Below are 19,776 nucleotides of genomic sequence, written 5' to 3'. Positions count from 1 at the left end.
CGCGACGCCCGCCGGCGGCGGACAGCCCCCGGCCACACAGAGCAGCCCGCCTGCGCCTGCCTCCGCCCCTCCGGCACAGGCGGCCCCGCAGGCCGCGGCCCCCGCCTCCGCCTACGCCCCCCCGACAGGCGGTCTCGACCCCCGCACGCTCTGGCCGAACATCCTGGAGGCCGTCAAGAACCGCCGCCGGTTCACCTGGATCCTGCTCAGCCAGAACGCACAGGTGACCGGCTTCGACGGCACCACCCTCCAGCTCGGCTTCATCAACGCCGGGGCCCGTGACAACTTCTCCGGCAGCGGCAGCGAGGACGTGCTGAAGCAGGCGCTGGCCGAGCAGTTCAACGTGCAGTGGAAGATCGAGGCGATCGTCGACCCGTCGGGCGGCTCGGCCCCCCCGGCCACCGGCGGACCCACGGGCAACGGGGGCCACGGCGGAGGCGGCGCCGGCTGCGGCGGTTCAGGAGGCGGCGGCTACGGCAGCGGAGGCGGCGGCGCCACGGCCCCCCAGCGTCCGGCCTCCCCCCAGTCCGCGCCCACCGGCTCCACGCCGGCCACCTCGGCGCCCACTTCCTCCGGCGCCCCCGCTCCCCGGCCGTCCGCCCCGGAACCGCCCCCGGTCTCCCCCGAGGACGACATCCCGGAGGACGACGACCCCGACCTCGACGAGTCGGCCCTGTCCGGCCACCAACTCATCGTGAAAGAGCTGGGAGCGACGGTGGTGGAGGAGTTCTCGCACGAGTAGCGACATCGCTTTGGAGGAACGCACGATTTGCCACCCTCCATCCGTTCGGAAGCCCGCACAAACCACCACTCCTCCCTCCCGTTAGGCTGACCCCGTGAAGGTCCTCGTCATCGGCAGCGGTGCCCGCGAACACGCCCTGTGCCGTTCTCTGTCCCTCGACCCCAACGTCAGCGCGCTGTACTGCGCTCCCGGCAACGCCGGCATCGCGGAGGTCGCCGAACTGCACCCGGTCGACGCGCTCGACGGCGCGGCCGTGTCGGCGCTGGCCGTGGAGCTCGGCGCCGACCTGGTCGTCGTGGGCCCGGAGGCGCCGCTGGTCGCCGGGGTCGCCGACGCCGTGCGTGAGGCGGGCATCCCCGTCTTCGGCCCCTCCAAGGAGGCCGCGCAGCTCGAGGGCTCGAAGGCCTTCGCCAAGGAGGTCATGGCGGGAGCCGAGGTACCCACCGCGCGCTCTTACGTCTGCACGAACCCGGAAGAGGTCGCCGAGGCTCTCGACGCCTTCGGCGCTCCGTACGTCGTCAAGGACGACGGGCTGGCCGCCGGCAAGGGCGTCGTGGTGACCGGCGACCTCGATGAGGCCGCGGCGCACGCCAACGCCTGTGAGCGCGTGGTCATCGAGGAGTTCCTCGACGGCCCCGAGGTCTCCCTCTTCGCCATCACCGACGGCGTGACGGTCCTGCCCCTGCAGCCCGCCCAGGACTTCAAGCGCGCGCTGGACGGCGACGAGGGCCCGAACACCGGCGGCATGGGCGCGTACTCCCCGCTGCCCTGGGCCGACCCGAAGCTGGTGGAGGAGGTCATGGAGACCGTCCTCCAGCCCACCGTCGACGAGATGCGCCGCCGCGGCACTCCCTTCTCGGGGCTGCTGTACGCCGGTCTCGCGATCACCACTCGCGGAGTGCGGGTCATCGAGTTCAACGCCCGCTTCGGCGACCCCGAGACCCAGGTCGTGCTCGCCCGGCTGCAGACCCCGCTCGCCGGCGTGCTGATGGCCGCCGCCACCAGCAACCTCGCCGACCTGCCGCCCCTGCGCTGGAGCGACGAGGCCGCGGTCACCGTGGTCATCGCCTCGCACAACTACCCCGGCACGCCGCGCACCGGCGACCCGATCACCGGCCTGGACGAGGTGGCCGCCCAGGACGCCCCGCACGCGTACGTCCTGCACGCCGGCACCCGGCAAGAGGGTGACGCCGTCGTCAGCGCCGGCGGCCGGGTCCTGTCCGTCACGGCGGTCGGCGAGGACCTCACCGAGGCCCGCGACCGCGCGTACCGGGCTGTCGCCCGCGTCAACCTCGACGGCTCCCAGCACCGTACGGACATCGCGGCGAAGGTCGCGGGGGCGTAAGTCCCGGCATCCGGGAGTCCGAGAGTCCGGGACCCCGAGAGCCTCCCAAGCGCCGCAAAGCCCCGGATTTCCCTGGAATTCCCGGGCGTCGATGAACCTCGCAGGCCCCGGATCCGTCTCAGGATCCGGGGCCTGATCTTTGCGGTCCGTCATCCACCTCTCCCCAGAGCCATTCCATCGAGTGACCGATGCCCCATCCGGCTGACGGGGGCCGGGGCCCCAACTATGGTGCGGCGCAAGCGGTCCGGCACTTGGCCCACCGGCATTGCGATGTCGGTGGGCGGTGCCACAGTGGGGGAGTGAGCAACGCCAGGAGAGCCGGGCAGAGAGCCGGGCGGGCAGGACGGCAGGGAGGGGGCGAGGTCCGGTCATGACCGGTATGGGTGTGGAGGCGGGCGCGCAGGCAGCGCGTTCCCGAGCTCTGGCCGTGCTGCGCATCCGCAGCCGGGCGCTGGCCGTCGCGCTGCTGCCCGCGGCCGTCGCCGTCGTGCTGCTCGCCGGCGACTCCACCGGCCATCTCGTGGGCCCCGGCTGGGACGCCGCGCGGTGGACGCTGTCCGCCGCCGCCGTCCTCGTCCTGCTCGCCGCCGGAGGCGTCGCCCTGGTCGTCGCCCGCGCCCGCCCCGCGGTCAGTCCGACGGTCCCCATCGCCGAGGAGTCGGCCCCCGACCTCTACCGCATGGTGCGCGACCTCGCCGACCGTCTCGACGTCCCGGTGCCCTCCGCCATAGCGCTCACCCCGGACTGCGACAGCTGGCTGGAGGACCGCACCCACCCGGCCCACGGCCCGCCCCCGCGCGCGGACCACGACGAGATAGCGGGCGTCCGCGGCTCCCACCGGCGCGCCGCCGCAGCACCCGTCCTGGTCATCGGCTCCCCGTTCCTGTGGTGGATGCGCGTGGGCGAGCTGCGCGCGGTCCTCGCCCCGGTCGTCGCCGGTACGGGACCTTCGGCCCATCCGGACATAGCGGCGGCCCGGCGCTTCGTACGGGGCCTGGACGCGGCGGTGGCCGTCACCTCGGCGCCCGGCCGCAGCGCCCTCGTCCGCCCGGTGCTCGCGGGCGTCGGCTGGGTCACCCGTCTGCTGCTGCGCAGCTGCCGCGGCCATGCCGGCGAAATGGAGCGCGGGGTCGCCACCGCGGCTGCCGAGCGTGCACAGGCTGTGGACTACGGCCTGCGGATCGTCGCCCAGGAACAGGTCGGCCTGGCGTACGCCGGCTGGGACCGGCTGCTGACCCGGGTCGCGCTGCCCGCCTGGCGGATGGGCCGCTGGCCCTCCCGGCTGGACGCGGGCGTCGTCGCGGCCCTAACCGAGCTGTCCCGGCGTGACCGGCTGGCCGAGGGCTTCGCCTCCCGCCTGGGTGAGCGCCCCGCCTGCGACCTGCTCGAAGAACCCGGCACGGTGGACGAGGCGGCGTCACTGCTCGCCGCCCGCCTCTTCCACGGCGGCCCCGCCGAGCCCGGCCGGGACTGGGCCCCGGTGGACTGGCAGGAGTACCCGGACGAGGTCGTCGACCGCAAGTGGCGCACCGACGCGGCCCGTCTCCATCGCGTCCTGGACGCCCTGGGCGTACGCCGCACCCCCAACCCCTCCTCGCCGGAACCCGACAGCGGCCCGACCCTGGCCCGCGTCATGAACCACCTGACGGAACCGACGGCCGCGACACCCACGCCCGAGGCCGAAGGCCACGTGGACGACCCCCCGGATGGTGCCGCGCTGAGCCCGGCCACGGGCGACAGGGAGACGACAGAGACCCCGGACACCTCGGACATCCCGGAACCCCCGGGGGCCAGCGCGGACGCCCTTCCCGGCGAGGCTGAAAAGGACGCCGAGGCTCGCCCACTCGCAACCGTTCCACCCGCAGCACCCCACCCCCACGAGCCGACCGGGATGCCTGGGGCAACCGGGCCGACCGGGACACCTGGGACGACCGGGACGACGGGACCGACGGGACCGACGGGACCGACGGGACCGACAGAGCCCACCTCCTCCGACCCCGACCCCGACGACGACCTCCCCAGCACCGAACGCAGCTCCACCCTCGCCGCCCGCCTCAGCGCCGAAATCGCCCGCGAAGAGGCATCCGCATCCGCGAACACGCCCGCGGCCGGCGGCCCGCCCACCCCCGGCCAGGGCAGCGCCGGCAGCCCCGACACCGCCCTCTGGGACGACGGCATGCTGCCCCTCTTCCCCCTGCAGCCACCCCGGACCGCCCGCGAGCTGCTCACCGACCACGTCACCGCGATGGTGTGCTGCGCCGCGATGGACACCGCCGGCGCTACCCCCGGCCTCGACTGGCTGGACGGCCCGTCCCTCATGGTCAACGGTGAACGGGCGGCGGATCTGGCCCCCCGGGTGCTCAGCCTGGTGGAGGACGGCGACCCCGCCCCGCTGCAGGCGTGGCTGGTCAAGTCGGGGATACGCCCGGAGAAGCCGGTCCGCCTCGGCTGACCGACGGCGGGTCCGAGGGCGTGTCCGACGCTGTGACCGACGGCGTGTGACGGCTGCCCGACGGCCTGACCGAAACCATCACACGGGGCGAAGGCCGACGCGAACCGCGCCCCCTCCGTACCGGACCCTCCCACTCCACTTCTGGCCAATTCGCAACGAGTAGTGACCGCCTGCGTGCGTAATGTGATGTGCTGGGACCGATCGGGCACACGGCACGGGCCCACGGCACAGGACAGCCACATGACCCGACATCCGCACGACACAGGTGACACGCGTGACCCAGGTGACCAGGCGCACGGGGGCGCGAGGGAGGGGAGCCACCATGGGATCGGAGCAGATCCGCCGGTGGGAGTCGGGAGCACTGGCGCACGCCGTGACGGACCCCTTCGGCCAGGGCCCCGTCCCCTGGCTCCGCGGCAGCGAGACGTACTTCGACGACACCGGTCAGATGGTCCCCTGGTACGTGGACGCGCCTCAGCAGCCGACGCGGAAGGACCCCAACCTCCGCGTGCCTGCCCCCCGAGCGGCCGGAGGCCCCCGCTCCGCTGACGACGTCCGCCGCCAGATCAAGGGCTTCATCTCCACGGGTGCGGTCGCCACCGGCGAGGCCGTCGACTTCCACATCACCGTCGACCCGCCGCAGGAGTTCGCCGTCGACGTCTACCGCATCGGCCACTACGGCGGCGACGGCGCAGCGAAGATCACCACCAGCCCCCGCCTGTCGGGCATCGTCCAGCCCCCGCCGCTGACCGCGGACCGTACGGTCTCCTGCCACCACTGGTGGCTGTCCTGGCGCCTGCAGATCCCGAGCTACTGGAGCATCGGCGCGTACGTGGCCGTCCTGACCACCGCCGACGGCTACCGCTCCCACATCCCGTTCACCGTCCGCGACGACCACCCGGCCGACCTGCTCCTCCTGCTTCCCGACATCACCTGGCAGGCGTACAACCTCTACCCGGAGGACGGCCGCACCGGCGCCAGCCTCTACCACGCCTGGGACGAGAACGGCCGGCTGCTCGGCGAGGCCGACGCCGCGACGACCATCTCCTTCGACCGCCCGTACGCGGGCGCCGGTCTCCCTCTCCACGTGGGCCACGCCTACGACTTCATCCGCTGGGCCGAGCGCTACGGCTACGACCTCGCCTACGCCGACGCCCGGGACCTGCACGCCGGCCGTGTCGACCCCACCCGCTACCGGGGCCTGGTCTTCCCCGGCCACGACGAGTACTGGTCGACGAACATGCGCCGGACCGTGGAACGCGCCCGCGACCACGGCACCAGCCTGGTCTTCCTCTCCGCCAACACCATGTACTGGCAGGTGGAGTTGGGCCCGTCCCCGTCCGGCGTCCCGGACCGGCTGCTCACCTGCAGAAAACGCCGAGGGCCGGGCAAGCCCGTGCTGTGGCGCGAGATCGACCGCCCGGAGCAGCAGGTGGTCGGCATCCAGTACGCCGGCCGCGTACCCGAGCCCCACCCGCTGATCGTGCGCAACGCCGACCACTGGATGTGGGAGGCGACCGGCGCGCACGAGGGCGACGAGATCGAGGGCCTGGTCGCGGGCGAGGCCGACCGCTACTTCCCGCGCACCCCGCTGCCCGAGCACGACGACCGCATCCTGCTCGCCCACTCCCCGTACGCCGACAGCGAGGGCGTCCTCCGTCACCAGGAGACCTCCCTCTACCGCGCGCCTTCCGGCGCCCTGGTCTTCGCATCCGGGACGTTCGCGTGGTCACCGTCTCTGGACCGACCGGGCCACGTCGACCCCCGGGTCCAGCGCGCCACAGCAAACCTTCTGGACCGCATCTGCAAACACGACTGAGCCCTGCTCCACACACCCCGGACCAAGACCGATCCCCGGCATACGGGAGAATCGAGCCACTTGGACATCACCACGGGGAGGAACCGTGTCCGGATTCGTAGAAAAGCCCGAGCCGCTCCAGGTTCCGGGCCTGGTACACCTGCACACCGGCAAGGTGCGCGACCTGTACCAGAACGAGGCGGGCGACCTCGTGATGGTCGCCAGCGACCGCCTCTCGGCCTTCGACTGGGTGCTGCCCACCGAGATCCCCGACAAGGGGCGGGTCCTCACCCAGCTCTCCCTGTGGTGGTTCGACCAGCTCGCCGACCTGGCGCCCAACCACGTCCTGAGCACCGACCTGCCGGCGGGCGCCCCCGCCGACTGGGCCGGCCGCACCCTGATCTGCAAGTCCCTCCAGATGGTCCCGGTGGAGTGCGTGGCCCGCGGCTACCTCACCGGTTCGGGTCTGCTCGAGTACAACGAGTCCCGCACGGTCTGCGGCCTCGCCCTGCCCGAGGGCCTGGTCGACGGCAGCGAGCTCCCCGCCCCGATCTTCACCCCGGCCACCAAGGCCGAGGTCGGCGAGCACGACGAGAACGTCTCGTACGAGGAGGTCGCCCGCCAGGTCGGCGCCGACACCGCCGCCCAGTTGCGCCAGGCCACCCTCGCCGTCTACACGCGGGGCCGGGACATCGCGCGGGACCGCGGGATCATCCTCGCGGACACCAAGTTCGAGTTCGGCTTCGAGGGGGAGGCCCTGGTCCTCGCGGACGAGGTCCTCACCCCGGACTCCTCCCGCTTCTGGCCGGCCGACCAGTGGCAGCCGGGGCGTGCGCAGCCGTCGTACGACAAGCAGTACGTCCGCGACTGGCTCACCTCGCCGGAGTCCGGCTGGGACCGCAAGAGCGAGCAGCCTCCGCCGCCGCTGCCCGAGCAGGTCGTGGCCGCGACGCGCGCCAAGTACGTGGAGGCGTACGAGCGTCTGACGGGCACGAGCTGGTCGTAGCTCCCACGCGAGAAGCCCCCGGTGAAAACCGGGGGCTTCTTCGATGAGAGCGGACGACCAGGTTCGAACTGGCGACCTCAACCTTGGCAAGGTTGCGCTCTACCAACTGAGCTACGTCCGCACTGCGCCGTGGCGCGAGAGCAACTATACCCAACCTCGCTCCCGGGCGAGCCGCACCGCCGTGTGACGGTTCTCGGCGCCGAGCTTGGAGACGGCCGAGGACAGATAGTTGCGTACGGTCCCCTGCGACAGCGCGGCCCGCTCGGCGATCTCCGCGACGGGTGCCCCGTCGGCGGCGAGCTCAAGGACCTCCGCCTCCCGTGCGGTCAGCGGTGAGTCCCCGGCGGAGATCGCGTCGGCCGCCAACTCCGGGTCGACGTAACGGTTCCCCGCGTGGACGGTACGGATGATCTCCGCGAGCCGCTGCGCGCTGACGGTCTTCGGCACGAATCCCCGCACGCCCGCCTCGAGGGCCCGCTTCAGATGCCCGGGCCGCCCGTGGCTGGTCACGATCAGGACCCGGCAGTCGGGCAGCTCGGTCCGCAGAGATGTGGCGACCTTCACACCGTCCGCGCCGGGCATCTGCAGATCCAGTACGGCGACATCGGGGATGTGCGCACGGGCCATGGCCAACGCCTCGGGTCCCGTCGCCGCCTCGGCCACGATGACGAGATCCTCCTCCAGGGAGAGCAGGGCGGCGAGCGCACCCCGGATGAGGTGCTCGTCGTCGGCGAGGAGGAGTCGTACGGGAGAGGTCATGCCATGACCTCACTGGCACCTGCCGTGACCAACGGCACCTCCGCCACCACCCGGAACAGTCCCCCGTCGGCCGGCCCCGCCTCCAACGTCCCCTCCACCGCCGCCAACCGTTCCCGCAGCCCGGCCAGCCCCGAACCGCCGGCGCCGGAAGGAGCGGACGCCCCCTCGTTCCCGTCCGTCCCGGAAGGAACCGACGCCCCGTCGTTCTCCACTGTCAGGACCACCCGCCCCTCCCGCTCGCTGACCCCGACCGCGCACCACCCGGCGTCCCCGTGCCGCAGGACGTTGGTCGTCGCCTCCCGCACCGCCCACGCGAGCGCCGACTGCACCTCGGCCGGCAGCCCGGTCAGCTCACCCCCGGTGATCTCGCAGCGGATCCCTGCGGCCGTCAACACTCCGTGTGCTCCGGCGAGTTCGACGCCGAGGTCGGCTTCCCGGTACCCCCGTACGACATCCCGCACCTCGCGCTGCGACTCCTGCGCGATCCGCTGCACCTCGATCATCTGGTCGACTGCCTCGGTCCGCCCGCGCCGCGCCAGCTGCACGGCGAGCTCGCTCTTGAGGGCGATCACGGCGAGGTTGCGCCCCATGACGTCGTGCAGGTCACGCCCGAACCGCAGTCGTTCCTCGGCGACGGCGAGCCGGGCGCGGGTCTCGCGGGCCTCGTCGAGTTCGTAGAAGGCGTTGAGGAGCCAGACCGAGAACATGGAGGTGAAGGCGAGGAGCCCGGAGCCGAACAGCACGGCCAGCGTGGCGACCAGTGCGGCGGCGGCGGGGGAGCCCAGGGCGAGCGACACGGCGCCGGCGCCGGCTCCGAAGCCGCCGACGAGTGCGTACACGCGCCGCCGGTTGTGGACGCCGAGCGCGAGCGTGCCGACCCCGAAGATCAGGACGACCCCGAAGACCCCGCCCGCCGCACCGGCCACGCTCTCGCCGTCCGGCCCGTACTCGGCGAGTGCGAGGGCCGCGCAGGCGACCGCCGCGGTGATCGCGCCGAGCGCCCACAGCAGCCGTACGGGCTGCTCACGCCGGCCGCGCGTCCAGTCCAGCGCCCGTGACGCGGTCACCGCGCACACCACCCCGTGCACGCCCACCACCAGCAGCAGCGAGCCCGCGAGCCACGCCTCGAGCTGCCCGAACCCCGTGAGCCCGACGGTCAGGATCTCCAGCGCCGCGAAGGAGTGGAACGTCGACCGCGTGTACGTCTCCAGCTTCGCCGGCGTGCTCTTCCCCCGCCACCATCTGGTCGGTCCCCGCACGTCCATGCCCCCGTCCCTCAGCGTCGGGGCTCCCACCGGAACCACCGCCGTACAGCGAACACACCCAACACCGTCCAGGCCAGCGCGGTCAGCACGGCCCCTACCGCCTCGTACACCGACAGCTCACCGGTCCACCCGCCCCGCACCAGCGTGATCACCGGTGTCAGCGGCAGCAGTTCGAGCACCGACGCCACCCGGTCGGGCATCAACTCCAGCGGTACGGTGACCCCGGACCCCACCATCGAGGCCATCACGAGCGGCATGGAGGTGACCTGCGCGCTCTCCACGGTACGCGTCAGGCCCGCCGTCACAGCAGCCAGCACCGCACTCAGCACCAGCCCCAACCCGACTCCGATCGCCGCCAGTTGGGGAGCCGCAGGAGCCGGTACGTCAAGGAGGACGGAGCAACCCGCAGCCAGGACCAGGCACTGCACCAGCCCCGTCGCGACGGCCGGCAGCGCGGCCCCGGCGAGGATCTCCCGGTCCCGCGGCTCGCCGGTCCGCAGCCGCTTGAGGACGAGTTCCTCGCGCCGCCCGACGAAGACGCCCACGAGCGCCGAGTACACGGCGAACAGCAGCGAGAAGCCGATGGCCCCGGGCAGCAGCACCAGCCCGACGCTGAGACCGGACCCCTCGAGGTCCATGTCCTCGGCCACCGACCGCACGCTGACCGGCAGCACCAGCGGCACGAACACCGCCGTGACGATCATGCCCTTGCTCCGCCCGAACAGCGTCAGCTCGGCCCGCGCGAGCGCCGCGACGCGCCCTGCCGGAGTGCTCACGGCTCCACTCATGACACGTACTCCTCAACAGACTCACGGCCCTCATGAGACGCCGCCCGGGCAATCCCCAGGAACGCCTCCTCCAGCGATGCCGACCGCACATCGAGGCGGCGCAGCTCGACCCCGGCCCGCTCGGCCCATGCGAGCACCCCGGTGGCCGCCCGCTGCAGCTCCCGCGTCCGCAGCCGTACGACGTTCCCCTCGGCCTCGTGCCCGCACACCCCCAGTTCACCGAGAGGCGGCAGATCCCCCAGGAAGTAGCCGTCGGGCAGCTCGAAGGAGATCCGGGACGGCTGCGCGGCGGTCACCTCGGCCGGTGTCCCCGCGACCGCGATCCGCCCTTCGTGCAGGATGGCGAGCCGGTCGGCGAGGTCCTCGGCCTCCTCCAGGTAGTGCGTGGTCAGCAGCACGGTCGTACCGCCGTCACGCAGCGCGCGCACCAACTCCCAGGTGTCCCGGCGCCCTTCGGCGTCCAGCCCGGTCGTCGGCTCGTCCAGGAACAGCACCTCGGGCCTGCCGAGGAGCGCGAGCGCGAGGTCCAGACGCCGCCGCTCACCCCCTGACAGCTGCTTTACCCGTACGCCCGTCCTGCGCTCCAGCCCGACCAGCGCGAGCGCCTCCCCCTCGGGCCGCGGCCCGCTCACGCACCCCGCCCACATCCGCGCGGTCTCGGCGACGGTCAGCTCGGACGGAAAGCCGCCCTCCTGCAACATCACGCCCGTCCGAGGCCGTACGACGGCCCGCTCGGCGTACGGGTCATGGCCGAGGACCCGGACCCACCCACCGGCCGGCCGCGCGAGCCCCTCCAGCAGCTCCACCGTGGACGTCTTGCCCGCCCCGTTGGTGCCCAGCAGGGCGAAGACCTCGCCGCGGCGCACGGAGAAGGAGACTCCGCGTACCGCTTCGAACCCGCCCCCGTACACACGCCGCAGGTCAGTGACCTCAATCACGTGTTCGTGTTCGTCGGTTTCCATGCCTTCAGCGTTCCGCCGACAGGGGCCCGGCAGCAGTGCGGGCTGTCATCACTCGGCATGACAAATGTCAGAAGACCGCTCACCCGCACCGGACGCGGAGGGCGCACGAAAAGGACCCCGGTCAATGACCGGGGTCCTTTTCATGGAGCGGACGACCAGGTTCGAACTGGCGACCTCAACCTTGGCAAGGTTGCGCTCTACCAACTGAGCTACGTCCGCATTGCCTCCGACCGGCTCTCACCGATCGGCGCGAGCACCATCCTACCTGATCCACGAGAGTGGTCGGGTCGGCGGTGCGGAGCGGGTGACAGGAATTGCACACTGCGCCTTCCCCCTGGAAGGGGGATGTTCTACTACTGAACTACACCCGCGTGTACTTCGGAACCGGGCCTTTCGGCCTTGCCCCTCGGCGTGCTTCAGACTCTAGCCGACCCGGAGGGGTGCTGCGCAAGTCGGTTGCCCTCAGGGCCCGGTGACGGGCCCTGAGGGCGCATCCGCGGCGGCTGTCACTGCGCGGCGGCGAATGCCTCGTAGACCTTCTTGGGGATCCGCCCGCGCGCGGGGACGTCCATCTTGTTGGCCTGGGCCCAGGCCCGGACGGCCGCCGGGTCGGGAGCGACCTCCGTCTGCCGGTACGCCTTGCCCGACCTCGACCGCTTGCGGCCGGCCTCCACGTAGGGCTCGAGTGCCTCACGCAGTTTCTTGGCATTGATCTGGTTCAGGTCGATCTCGTACGACTTGCCGTCGAGTCCGAAGGCGATCGTTTCCGCCGCTTCCGAGCCGTCGATGTCGTCAAAGAGAGTGACTACGACACGCTGCGCCACGAATATCGGTCCCTTCGTGCGGCATCTCTGCGATGACGTGCCAGGACGCCCTGGAGATGCCGACTGTCCGCCTGTTATTGGGCAAAGTATCGGCTATTGCCAATTCATTTGTACAGTGCCCGGCATTGCATTGTGAAGCCCGACTAAATCTGCCCGCGTGTCCCCGGCGCAATAGGCGTGGTGCATCGATTCGGGATCTTTCCCTGAACTTTTCGTGAAGTCGCCCTTCCGATACCCGATCGTGACAGCCGTCACGTAGTTTCCTACAACTCTACTCGCGTAGAAATTTTGTGCGGGTAGTCTGAAGACACCTGCAGGAACCTGCTCAGCACCACAACACCGGGAGTGCCAGTGGCACGCGTCGTAGTCGACGTCATGCTCAAGCCGGAGATCCTCGACCCCCAGGGCCAGGCGGTGCAGCGCGCACTGCCGCGTCTGGGTTTCGAAGGCATCTCGGACGTACGTCAGGGAAAGCGATTCGAACTGGAAGTTGACGGGCCGGTCGACGAGGCCACGCTCGCCCGCATCCACGATCTTGCGGAATCCTTCCTCGCCAACACCGTGATCGAGGACTTCACCGTCAAGGTGGAGGAAGTCGCGGAGGCCGCGAAGTGACCGCTCGTATTGGCGTCGTCACTTTCCCGGGCAGCCTCGACGACCGGGACACCCAGCGCGCGATCCGCCTCGCGGGCGCCGAGCCGGTCGCCCTGTGGCACAAGGACAAGGACCTCCACCAGGTCGACGCCGTGGTGCTGTGCGGCGGTTTCTCCTACGGCGACTATCTGCGTGCCGGTGCCATCGCCCGCTTCTCGCCGGTGATGGAGCCCCTCATCGAGCAGGCGAAGGCCGGACTGCCGGTCCTCGGCATCTGCAACGGCTTCCAGATCCTCACCGAGGCCCACCTGCTCCCGGGCGGGATGCTCGGAAACGACCACCTCCACTTCATCTGCCGCGACCAGAAGCTGCGGGTGGAGAACGCGGACACCGCCTGGACGACCGACTACAAGGCCGGCCAGGAGATCAACATCCCGCTGAAGAACATGGACGGCCGGTACGTCGCCGACGAGTACACGCTCGACAAGCTGGAGGGCGAGGGCCGCGTCGCGTTCCGTTACGTGGACTTCAACCCGAACGGCTCGCTGCGGGACATCGCCGGCATCAGCAACGAGGCCGGCAACGTCGTGGGCCTCATGCCGCACCCCGAGCACGCCGTCGAGCCGCTGATCGGTACGGGTCGTACCGACGGCCTCCCCTTCTTCACCTCGATCCTCAAGAAGCTGGTCAACGCATGAGCCGGACGCCTCTGGACACGGTCGAGCACGCGACCGCGACCCCCGACGTCGAGCTGCCCTGGGCCGAACTCGGTCTGAAGAAGGACGAGTACGAGCGGGTCGTGGAGATCCTCGGCCGCCGGCCCACCGGTGCCGAGCTCGCCATGTACTCCGTCATGTGGTCCGAGCACTGCTCGTACAAGTCGTCGAAGGTGCACCTGCGCCAGTTCGGCGAGAAGGCCCCGCAGTCCGACGCCCTGCTGGTCGGTATCGGCGAGAACGCCGGTGTCGTGGACGTCGGCCAGGGCTACGCGGTCACCTTCAAGGTCGAGTCGCACAACCACCCGTCGTACGTGGAGCCCTACCAGGGCGCGGCCACCGGTGTCGGCGGCATCGTCCGCGACATCATCGCGATGGGCGCCCGCCCGGTCGCGGTCGTGGACCCCCTGCGTTTCGGTGCGGCCGACCACCCCGACACCAAGCGCGTGCTGCCGGGTGTCGTCGCCGGCATCGGCGGCTACGGCAACTGCCTGGGCCTGCCCAACATCGGCGGCGAGGTCGTCTTCGACGCCTGCTACCAGGGCAACCCTCTGGTCAACGCCGGTGCCATCGGTGTGATGCGGCACGAGGACATCCACCTCGCGAAGGCGTCAGGCGCGGGCAACAAGGTCATCCTGTACGGGGCCCGCACGGGCGGCGACGGCATCGGTGGCGCGTCGATCCTCGCCTCGGAGACCTTCGACGACGCCAAGCCGTCGAAGCGTCCGGCCGTCCAGGTCGGCGACCCCTTCCAGGAGAAGCTCCTCATCGAGTGCACCCTGGAGGCGTTCCAGGAGAAGCTCGTCGTCGGCATCCAGGACCTGGGTGCGGCCGGCCTGTCCTGCGCCACCAGCGAGCTGGCGTCCAACGGCTCCGGCGGCATGCGCGTCACCCTGGACGACGTACCGCTGCGCGACTCCACCCTCTCGCCCGAGGAAATCCTCATGAGCGAGTCGCAGGAGCGCATGTGCGCGGTCGTCGAGCCGGGCAAGGTCGACCGGTTCCTGGAGATCTGCGACAAGTGGGACGTCATCGCCACCGTCATCGGTGAGGTGACCGACGGCGACCGCCTGGAGATCTACTGGCACGGCGGCAAGATCGTCGACGTCGACCCGCGCACCGTCGCCCACGACGGCCCGGTCTACGAGCGTCCCTACGCCCGCCCGTCCTGGCAGGACGCGCTCCAGGCGGACGACGCGAACAAGCTGCCGCGCCCGCAGACGAGCGAGGAGCTGAAGGACCAGGTCCTGAAGCTGGTGTCGTCCCCGAACCAGGCCTCCAAGTCCTGGATCACCTCTCAGTACGACCACTTCGTGCAGGGCAACACGGTGCTGGCCCAGCCCGAGGACTCGGGCATGATCCGCATCGACGAGGAGACCGGCCTCGGCGTCGCCATCGCGACGGACGGCAACGGCCGCTACGCGAAGCTGGACCCGTACGCGGGCGCGCAGCTGGCGCTGTCCGAGGCGTACCGGAACGTCGCCACGACCGGCGCCAAGCCGCTCGCCGTCTCCGACTGCCTGAACTTCGGTTCACCCGAGGACCCTGCGGTCATGTGGCAGTTCGCGGAGGCCATCCGTGGTCTCGCGGACGCCTGCCAGCAGCTCGGCACCCCGGTGACCGGCGGCAACGTCTCCCTCTACAACCAGACGGGCGAGGTGGCCATCCACCCCACCCCGGTGGTGGCGGTCCTGGGCGTCATCGACGACGTGGCCCGCCGTACGCCGGTCGCCTTCCAGGAGGAGGGGCAGCTGCTCTACCTCCTCGGCGACACGCGTGAGGAGTTCGGCGGTTCGGCCTGGTCGCAGGTCGTGCACGACCACCTCGGCGGGCTGCCGCCGAAGGTCGACCTGGAGCGGGAGCGCCTGCTCGGCGAGATCCTGATCTCCGCCTCCCGCGACGGCATGATCGACTCCGCGCACGACCTGTCCGACGGCGGCCTGATCCAGGCCGTGGTCGAGTCGGCGCTGCTCGGTGGCAAGGGCGCGCGTCTGGTCGTACCGGACGGGCTCGACGCGTTCACGTTCCTCTTCTCGGAGTCGGCGGGCCGCGCGGTTGTCGCCGTCCCGCGCTCGGAGGAGCTCCGCTTCAACGACATGTGCGGCGCGCGCGGCCTGCCCGTCACCCGCATCGGTGTCGTGGACGGCGAGACGGTCGAGCTCCAGGGCGAGTTCGAGCTGTCGCTGGAGGAGCTGCGCGAGGTTCACGAGCGGACGATCCCGGCGCTGCTCGCGTAGTGACGTGAAGGCAAGGCCCCGTCCGGTTCCTGGTTCCAGGAGCCGGACGGGGCCTTCACGCTGTTGTCAGTGGTGGCTGTTAATTTCGGCAGTGCGCGGTGGTGGGGGCAATGGGGGAGCGGGTGCGGGTGCGGGTGCGGAAGTACGTCAACGTGTTGCTGTGCCTGGTCGCTGTCGCCGGCGCCGGGTGGAGCGGGCCGGTGCTGTGGGACGAGTGGCGGACGTATCGCGCGGTGGGCGCCGGGTGCGCGGACCTCGTACCGGTCGGCGAGGTGCGCGGCATGGACCACGCCAGTACGGTCCTGCGCGACCGTGCCTCCCTCGACCTGGACGCTCTTCCGTCCGACTGCCTGATACAGAACGCGGGCGAGGACGGCGACGCCCACGGCGCCCTCCTCTTCCAGGCACTGGTCGACGCGGGTCCCGGCAGCGGTCGTGACGTGATCGTCTCCGAACCGGGCTCCGAGCTCGCCGAGCGGTTCGCCCGTGCCGACGTGCCCATCGGGGACGGGGTGTCGGGCCTCGCCGGGCCGAGCCAGGCCACCGTGCGGCTGAACTGCCCCGACGGTAGCTACCGGGGCAGGGCGGCGGAGCGGATAGAGGTCACCGCCTCGGCGGCCTACACCGGTATGCCGCCGTACTACCCGAAGCCGGCCACCTCCGCCGACCGCGACCGCATGGCCACCGTCGCCGTCACCGCGGCCAACCGCCTCGCCGACCGCCTCGGCTGCTCCGACCGCCTGCCCGAACGCGCCACCGACCTACCGCCGGTCCCGAAGTTCACCGCCGCCGGACGGGCCGACGGCACCTGCGCCTGGTACGCCCGCACTCAGTGGTCCCCGAACGAGCAACTCTGGCTCCCGGACGAGGCGATGGGCGCCCCGGCCGGCGCGCACGCCTGGCGTGAGCGCTGCGCACTGCGGCTGTCCACCGACCGGGCCCGCACCCTGTTCGACGCGGCCTACGCCGGCACCGAGGGCATCGACGACGGTGACGCGCCCACCGGTGACGCCGACGAGGCGTGGTGGGCCGACGTCCAGACCTTCTACGACCAGGACACCCCGGACGTCTTCGTCGGCGACACCGGCTCCGCCAAGGCCACCGGCACCCCGATCGAGCCGGGCACCGCGGGCCGGCACGAAGACACGGGCCTGTGGTGGGCCTCGTCGGTGTGCCACGGCTCCCCGGCCGTCCACGTCCTGCGCCTCCACTACGGCTACGACTCGTGGTCCGGGCGCGCGGCTCCTCACCTCATGCAGCTCTTCCGGGGTTACGTCACCGATGTCGCCGCCCGCCGCGGTTGCACGGACCTGAAGTTCCCCGGAATGGATTGACGTAATTACGTAGTTCCGTAATCTGAAGGTATGGAACTCGAAGCCCGGGTCACCGAGTTGGAGCGCCGCCTCGCCGCGCTCGAAGGCGCGAGCGCCACCGCGCCCCGAGCCGGCGACGGCGATTTCTGGGCCCTCGAAGGACTGAAGGAACAGCTCACGGCCCTGCGGGCCACCGACGGCGGGGTCCTTTTCACCGGTGCCGTCCGGCTGCCGACCGGCGAGCGGTACGACTGGCAGCACACCGCGCTGACCGCGGGCCTGCTGGACGACGACTGGACCAGCGCCGCCGAGTCGTTCGCGGCGCTCGGGCACCCCGTCCGGCTGCGCCTGCTCCGCGAGATCCTCGGCGGCCGCCGCACCGCCGCCGAACTCGCCGAACTGGACGAGCTCGGCACCACCGGCCAGATCTACCACCACCTGCGCCAACTCACCGCCGCGGGCTGGCTGCACACGAGCGGCCGAGGCCGCCACGAGGTACCGCCGGGCCGGGTCGTACCGCTGCTCGTGGCGCTCTCCGCGGGCCTGACCTGAACCACAACCCACCGGACGACAACCCACCGGACGACAACCCACCGGACGACAACCCACTACGCCATCGACATCGTCGCCGAGCCCGAGCCGGGCGCCCGCCCGGGCTTTCGCCCGCTGTGGCCCCTCGCCCGCCGCAGCAGCGCCTACCCGGCCTTCGGCGCCCCGCTCCTCGCGGTGGCCGACGGCACGGTCGTACGGGCCACCGACCGGTACCGCGACCACCTCAGCCGTACGTCGCTGCCCGCGCTGCTGTACCTGATGTTCGCCGAGGCGACGGTGGGCGAGCTGTCCGGAGTCGGCCGGATCGTCGGCAACCACGTCGTGCTGGATCTGGGCGACGGCACCTACGCGATGTACGCCCACCTGCGACGCGGCTCCCTCGCCGTCCGTGAGGGCGACCGGCTGCGGGCCGGGCAGCCGCTCGCCGGCTGCGGCAACTCGGGCAACTCCACCGAGCCCCACCTGCACTTCCAGCTGATGGACGGCCCGGACCCGGACACCGCCCGGGGCATCCCCTTCACGTGGCGCGGAATCGGCGTCCCCCGTAACCGCGAGACGTTCGAGGCACCCGCGACGACAGCGCAGCACACCTAGGCTGACCCCCATGCCACCGGCCAAGAAGCGCCCCCGCGCCTATGACCCAGCCAAGATCCGTGCGGCCGTGCTCGCCCAGTTCGGGAACGTACGAGACGCCGTACTCGCTCTCACCCCCGACCAGCTCGCCGCCCCCACCCGGCTCGGCGACTGGACCGTGCGGGACCTGGCCGCGCACCTCACGATGGCCGTCGAGACGGTCAGCCGGAACCTTCGGCGCCCGGAGCCCCCCAAGGCGGAACTCGCGCTGCTGGACTGGCCCTTCGCGACCGCCGTGCGCGCCGCCGACATCGCCGAGGACACGAAGGAGCTGGCAAGGGCCAACCCCGACCTCGACGTCCTCTACGCCGGTACGGAACAGCGGCTCGGGGAAGCCCTCGCGAGCGCACCCGGGGCCCGCCTCCTCGCCACCCGGACCGGCGCCATCAGCCTCGCCGACTACCTGGTCACCCGAACCGTCGAACTCGTCGTCCACACCGACGACCTGAACGCGGCCGTCCCGGGCCTGGACGTCCCGTTCGACCGCCAGGCCCTCGCCGCCTGCACCCGGCTGCTCGCCGACGCGCTCGCCGTGAAGGCGCCCGGCGGCTCCACCGAGGTGCGGATCCCGCCGTACGCCGTCGTCCAGTGCGTAGAGGGCCCCCGGCACACCCGCGGCACCCCGCCGAACGTCGTCGAGACCGACCCGTTGACCTGGATCCGGCTTGCGACCGGCCGCACGACCTGGAAGGACGCCCTCGACGAGGCGAAGGTCAGCGCGAGCGGGGAGCGGGCGGACCTCGGCGCTCTGCTGCCGCTCCTGAGCTGACCGCGGCTGAACGGCGGCAGAGGGGAACCAACCACCCCACCCGCCCCGTCGAATCGGCATGTACAGGCAGACGGACACGCAGAAGGACAGGCAAAGGGACACCCGGCAGCACCGACAGCACCAGCAGCACCGGCAGAAGCGGCGACTGGCTCTCACCGCGACCGCGGCCGTGGCCCTCGTCCCGTTCGCCGCGGCCTGCGGCAGCGAGAAGGCCGACGGCGGCTCCGTGGGCGCCGCCCCACCGGTGACCGGCGTCCACTGGAGCATCGACAGCGTCACCGTCGACGGCACCACCCACACCGCCCCCTCGGACGCGCACGTCGAGATCGCCGACGGCAAGGCGGCCGGCAACTACGGCTGCAACCACTTCAACGCCAAGGCCGCGGTGGAGGGCGACAGCCTGAGGCTCAGCGACGCCACGGCCACCGAGATGGCCTGCGAGGACAAACCCATGGACTTCGAGCGGACCCTCGCCCGCACTCTCGTGGACGGCGCCCTGAAGACCGAGTTCGAGGACGACCACCTGACCCTCACCAACGAGACCGGCGACCGCGTCAACCTCACCAGGACGACCGACGCCTCCCTCTACGGCACGAAGTGGCAGGTCACCTCCCCCGCGGCCAAGAGCAAGGCCCACCTCACCTTCGACAAGAAGGCCGCCAAGGTCTCCGGCAGCCTCGGCTGCAACAAGGTGAACGCCACGGCGACCGTCCGCGACGGACATATCACCCTCGGCGCTCCGTCCACCACCCGAATGATGTGCGACGCCTCACTCATGAANACGGCGACCGTCCGCGACGGACATATCACCCTCGGCGCTCCGTCCACCACCCGAATGATGTGCGACGCCTCACTCATGAACGTCGAGAAGCAGCTGCTGCGTCTCTTCGACAGCACCGTGAGTTACGCGGTGGATCACCGGACTCTCACGCTGACCAGCGAAAACGACGAGATCGTCACCGCGGTCGTCGGCAAGTGATCCTTTGCCGCAGCTCAGCGCCGGGCATTCCCCAATTCGGAC

Annotated in this window: 16 protein-coding genes, 3 tRNA genes and 2 pseudogenes; 13 read left to right on the top strand and 8 right to left on the bottom strand. The window is 71.4% G+C overall.

The genetic code is table 11. The annotated features are described in order from the left end of the window. The 5 genes and pseudogenes from ACWBNA_RS41045 to ACWBNA_RS41025 form a co-directional block, all read left to right on the top strand. Window positions 1-742 (top strand): annotated as a pseudogene (locus tag ACWBNA_RS41045) (DNA polymerase III subunit gamma and tau); the annotation flags it as partial. Between the two features lie 94 nt (window positions 743-836). Next, a complete protein-coding gene (gene purD, locus ACWBNA_RS41040; protein ID WP_482709688.1) occupies window positions 837-2,087 on the top strand; it encodes a phosphoribosylamine--glycine ligase in 1,251 nt (416 codons plus the stop codon). A gap of 370 nt (window positions 2,088-2,457) precedes the next feature. After that, the gene (locus ACWBNA_RS41035) at window positions 2,458-4,539 is read left to right on the top strand and encodes a M48 family metalloprotease (protein ID WP_482709687.1); all 2,082 of its coding nucleotides are present in this window, start codon (window positions 2,458-2,460) and stop codon (window positions 4,537-4,539) included. A gap of 322 nt (window positions 4,540-4,861) precedes the next feature. Next, a complete protein-coding gene (locus tag ACWBNA_RS41030; RefSeq protein ID WP_482709686.1) occupies window positions 4,862-6,358 on the top strand; it encodes a N,N-dimethylformamidase beta subunit family domain-containing protein in 1,497 nt (498 codons plus the stop codon). Window positions 6,359-6,443: 85 nt separating this feature from the next. After that, a complete protein-coding gene (locus ACWBNA_RS41025; RefSeq protein ID WP_482709685.1) occupies window positions 6,444-7,343 on the top strand; it encodes a phosphoribosylaminoimidazolesuccinocarboxamide synthase in 900 nt (299 codons plus the stop codon). A gap of 48 nt (window positions 7,344-7,391) precedes the next feature. Here ACWBNA_RS41025 and ACWBNA_RS41020 read toward each other — a convergent pair. The 8 genes from ACWBNA_RS41020 to ACWBNA_RS40985 form a co-directional block, all read right to left on the bottom strand. Next, window positions 7,392-7,464 (bottom strand) — tRNA-Gly (locus ACWBNA_RS41020). Window positions 7,465-7,487: 23 nt separating this feature from the next. Next, the gene (locus tag ACWBNA_RS41015; protein ID WP_482709684.1) at window positions 7,488-8,102 is read right to left on the bottom strand and encodes a response regulator; all 615 of its coding nucleotides are present in this window, start codon (window positions 8,100-8,102) and stop codon (window positions 7,488-7,490) included. Further along, window positions 8,099-9,367 (bottom strand): sensor histidine kinase, encoded by a 1,269-nt coding sequence (locus tag ACWBNA_RS41010; RefSeq protein WP_482709683.1) that lies wholly within the window; start codon window positions 9,365-9,367, stop codon window positions 8,099-8,101. Before ACWBNA_RS41010 ends, ACWBNA_RS41015 begins: the two co-directional genes overlap by 4 nt. A gap of 11 nt (window positions 9,368-9,378) precedes the next feature. Continuing rightward, on the bottom strand, window positions 9,379-10,155 hold the full coding sequence (locus ACWBNA_RS41005; RefSeq protein WP_482709682.1) for an ABC transporter permease: 777 nt from the start codon (window positions 10,153-10,155) through the stop codon (window positions 9,379-9,381). Beyond that, complete coding sequence (locus tag ACWBNA_RS41000) at window positions 10,152-11,117, bottom strand: ABC transporter ATP-binding protein (RefSeq protein WP_482709681.1); 966 nt, start codon at window positions 11,115-11,117, stop codon at window positions 10,152-10,154. Before ACWBNA_RS41000 ends, ACWBNA_RS41005 begins: the two co-directional genes overlap by 4 nt. Before the next feature lie 143 nt (window positions 11,118-11,260). Next, a tRNA-Gly gene (locus ACWBNA_RS40995) sits at window positions 11,261-11,336 on the bottom strand. An 80-nt stretch (window positions 11,337-11,416) separates the two neighbouring features. Beyond that, window positions 11,417-11,488, bottom strand: a tRNA-Gly gene (locus ACWBNA_RS40990). 135 nt (window positions 11,489-11,623) lie between these two features. Continuing rightward, a complete protein-coding gene (locus ACWBNA_RS40985) occupies window positions 11,624-11,941 on the bottom strand; it encodes a histone-like nucleoid-structuring protein Lsr2 (protein WP_383862689.1) in 318 nt (105 codons plus the stop codon). Between the two features lie 351 nt (window positions 11,942-12,292). On the opposite strand from ACWBNA_RS40985, the gene purS reads away from it, so the two are divergent. The 8 genes and pseudogenes from purS (at window position 12,293) to ACWBNA_RS40945 (ending at window position 19,734) form a co-directional block, all read left to right on the top strand. Then, complete coding sequence (gene purS, locus ACWBNA_RS40980; protein ID WP_217235954.1) at window positions 12,293-12,556, top strand: phosphoribosylformylglycinamidine synthase subunit PurS; 264 nt, start codon at window positions 12,293-12,295, stop codon at window positions 12,554-12,556. Next, window positions 12,553-13,233 carry a phosphoribosylformylglycinamidine synthase subunit PurQ gene (gene purQ / locus ACWBNA_RS40975; RefSeq protein WP_482709680.1) on the top strand — a complete coding sequence of 227 codons (681 nt, stop codon included), beginning with the start codon at window positions 12,553-12,555 and terminating at the stop codon, window positions 13,231-13,233. Before purS ends, purQ begins: the two co-directional genes overlap by 4 nt. Further along, window positions 13,230-15,488, top strand: a complete 2,259-nt coding sequence (purL, locus tag ACWBNA_RS40970; RefSeq protein WP_482709679.1) for a phosphoribosylformylglycinamidine synthase subunit PurL — start codon at window positions 13,230-13,232, stop codon at window positions 15,486-15,488. The genes purQ and purL overlap by 4 nt, the downstream gene beginning before the upstream one ends. A gap of 110 nt (window positions 15,489-15,598) precedes the next feature. Next, the gene (locus tag ACWBNA_RS40965; RefSeq protein WP_482709678.1) at window positions 15,599-16,822 is read left to right on the top strand and encodes a hypothetical protein; all 1,224 of its coding nucleotides are present in this window, start codon (window positions 15,599-15,601) and stop codon (window positions 16,820-16,822) included. A gap of 30 nt (window positions 16,823-16,852) precedes the next feature. Then, on the top strand, window positions 16,853-17,353 hold the full coding sequence (locus tag ACWBNA_RS40960; RefSeq protein ID WP_482709677.1) for an ArsR/SmtB family transcription factor: 501 nt from the start codon (window positions 16,853-16,855) through the stop codon (window positions 17,351-17,353). Between the two features lie 57 nt (window positions 17,354-17,410). Then, a pseudogene (locus tag ACWBNA_RS40955) lies at window positions 17,411-17,947 on the top strand (M23 family metallopeptidase); the annotation flags it as partial. A 10-nt stretch (window positions 17,948-17,957) separates the two neighbouring features. Continuing rightward, complete coding sequence (locus ACWBNA_RS40950; protein ID WP_482709676.1) at window positions 17,958-18,755, top strand: maleylpyruvate isomerase family mycothiol-dependent enzyme; 798 nt, start codon at window positions 17,958-17,960, stop codon at window positions 18,753-18,755. A 58-nt stretch (window positions 18,756-18,813) separates the two neighbouring features. Continuing rightward, window positions 18,814-19,734, top strand: coding sequence for an META domain-containing protein (locus tag ACWBNA_RS40945; protein ID WP_482709675.1), 921 nt, complete (start codon window positions 18,814-18,816; stop codon window positions 19,732-19,734). Window positions 19,735-19,776: the final 42 nt, after the last annotated feature.

The sequence above is a fragment of the Streptomyces sp. Q2 genome, from assembly GCF_056820935.1.
The sequence above is the reverse complement of the archived record's forward strand: the minus strand, read 5'-3'. Positions and strand labels throughout refer to the sequence as shown.

Excerpts from the sequence above, each read along its gene's own strand:
- ACWBNA_RS41035 (WP_482709687.1), top strand. The coding sequence starts at position 2,458 with ATGACCGGTATGGGTGTGGAGGCGGGCGCGCAGGCAGCGCGTTCCCGA.
- ACWBNA_RS41030 (WP_482709686.1), top strand. The coding sequence starts at position 4,862 with ATGGGATCGGAGCAGATCCGCCGGTGGGAGTCGGGAGCACTGGCGCAC.
- ACWBNA_RS41015 (WP_482709684.1), bottom strand. The coding sequence starts at position 8,102 with ATGACCTCTCCCGTACGACTCCTCCTCGCCGACGACGAGCACCTCATC.
- ACWBNA_RS41010 (WP_482709683.1), bottom strand. The coding sequence starts at position 9,367 with ATGGACGTGCGGGGACCGACCAGATGGTGGCGGGGGAAGAGCACGCCG.
- ACWBNA_RS41005 (WP_482709682.1), bottom strand. The coding sequence starts at position 10,155 with ATGAGTGGAGCCGTGAGCACTCCGGCAGGGCGCGTCGCGGCGCTCGCG.
- ACWBNA_RS41000 (WP_482709681.1), bottom strand. The coding sequence starts at position 11,117 with ATGGAAACCGACGAACACGAACACGTGATTGAGGTCACTGACCTGCGG.
- purL (WP_482709679.1), top strand. The coding sequence starts at position 13,230 with ATGAGCCGGACGCCTCTGGACACGGTCGAGCACGCGACCGCGACCCCC.
- ACWBNA_RS40965 (WP_482709678.1), top strand. The coding sequence starts at position 15,599 with ATGGGGGAGCGGGTGCGGGTGCGGGTGCGGAAGTACGTCAACGTGTTG.
- ACWBNA_RS40960 (WP_482709677.1), top strand. The coding sequence starts at position 16,853 with ATGGAACTCGAAGCCCGGGTCACCGAGTTGGAGCGCCGCCTCGCCGCG.
- ACWBNA_RS40950 (WP_482709676.1), top strand. The coding sequence starts at position 17,958 with ATGCCACCGGCCAAGAAGCGCCCCCGCGCCTATGACCCAGCCAAGATC.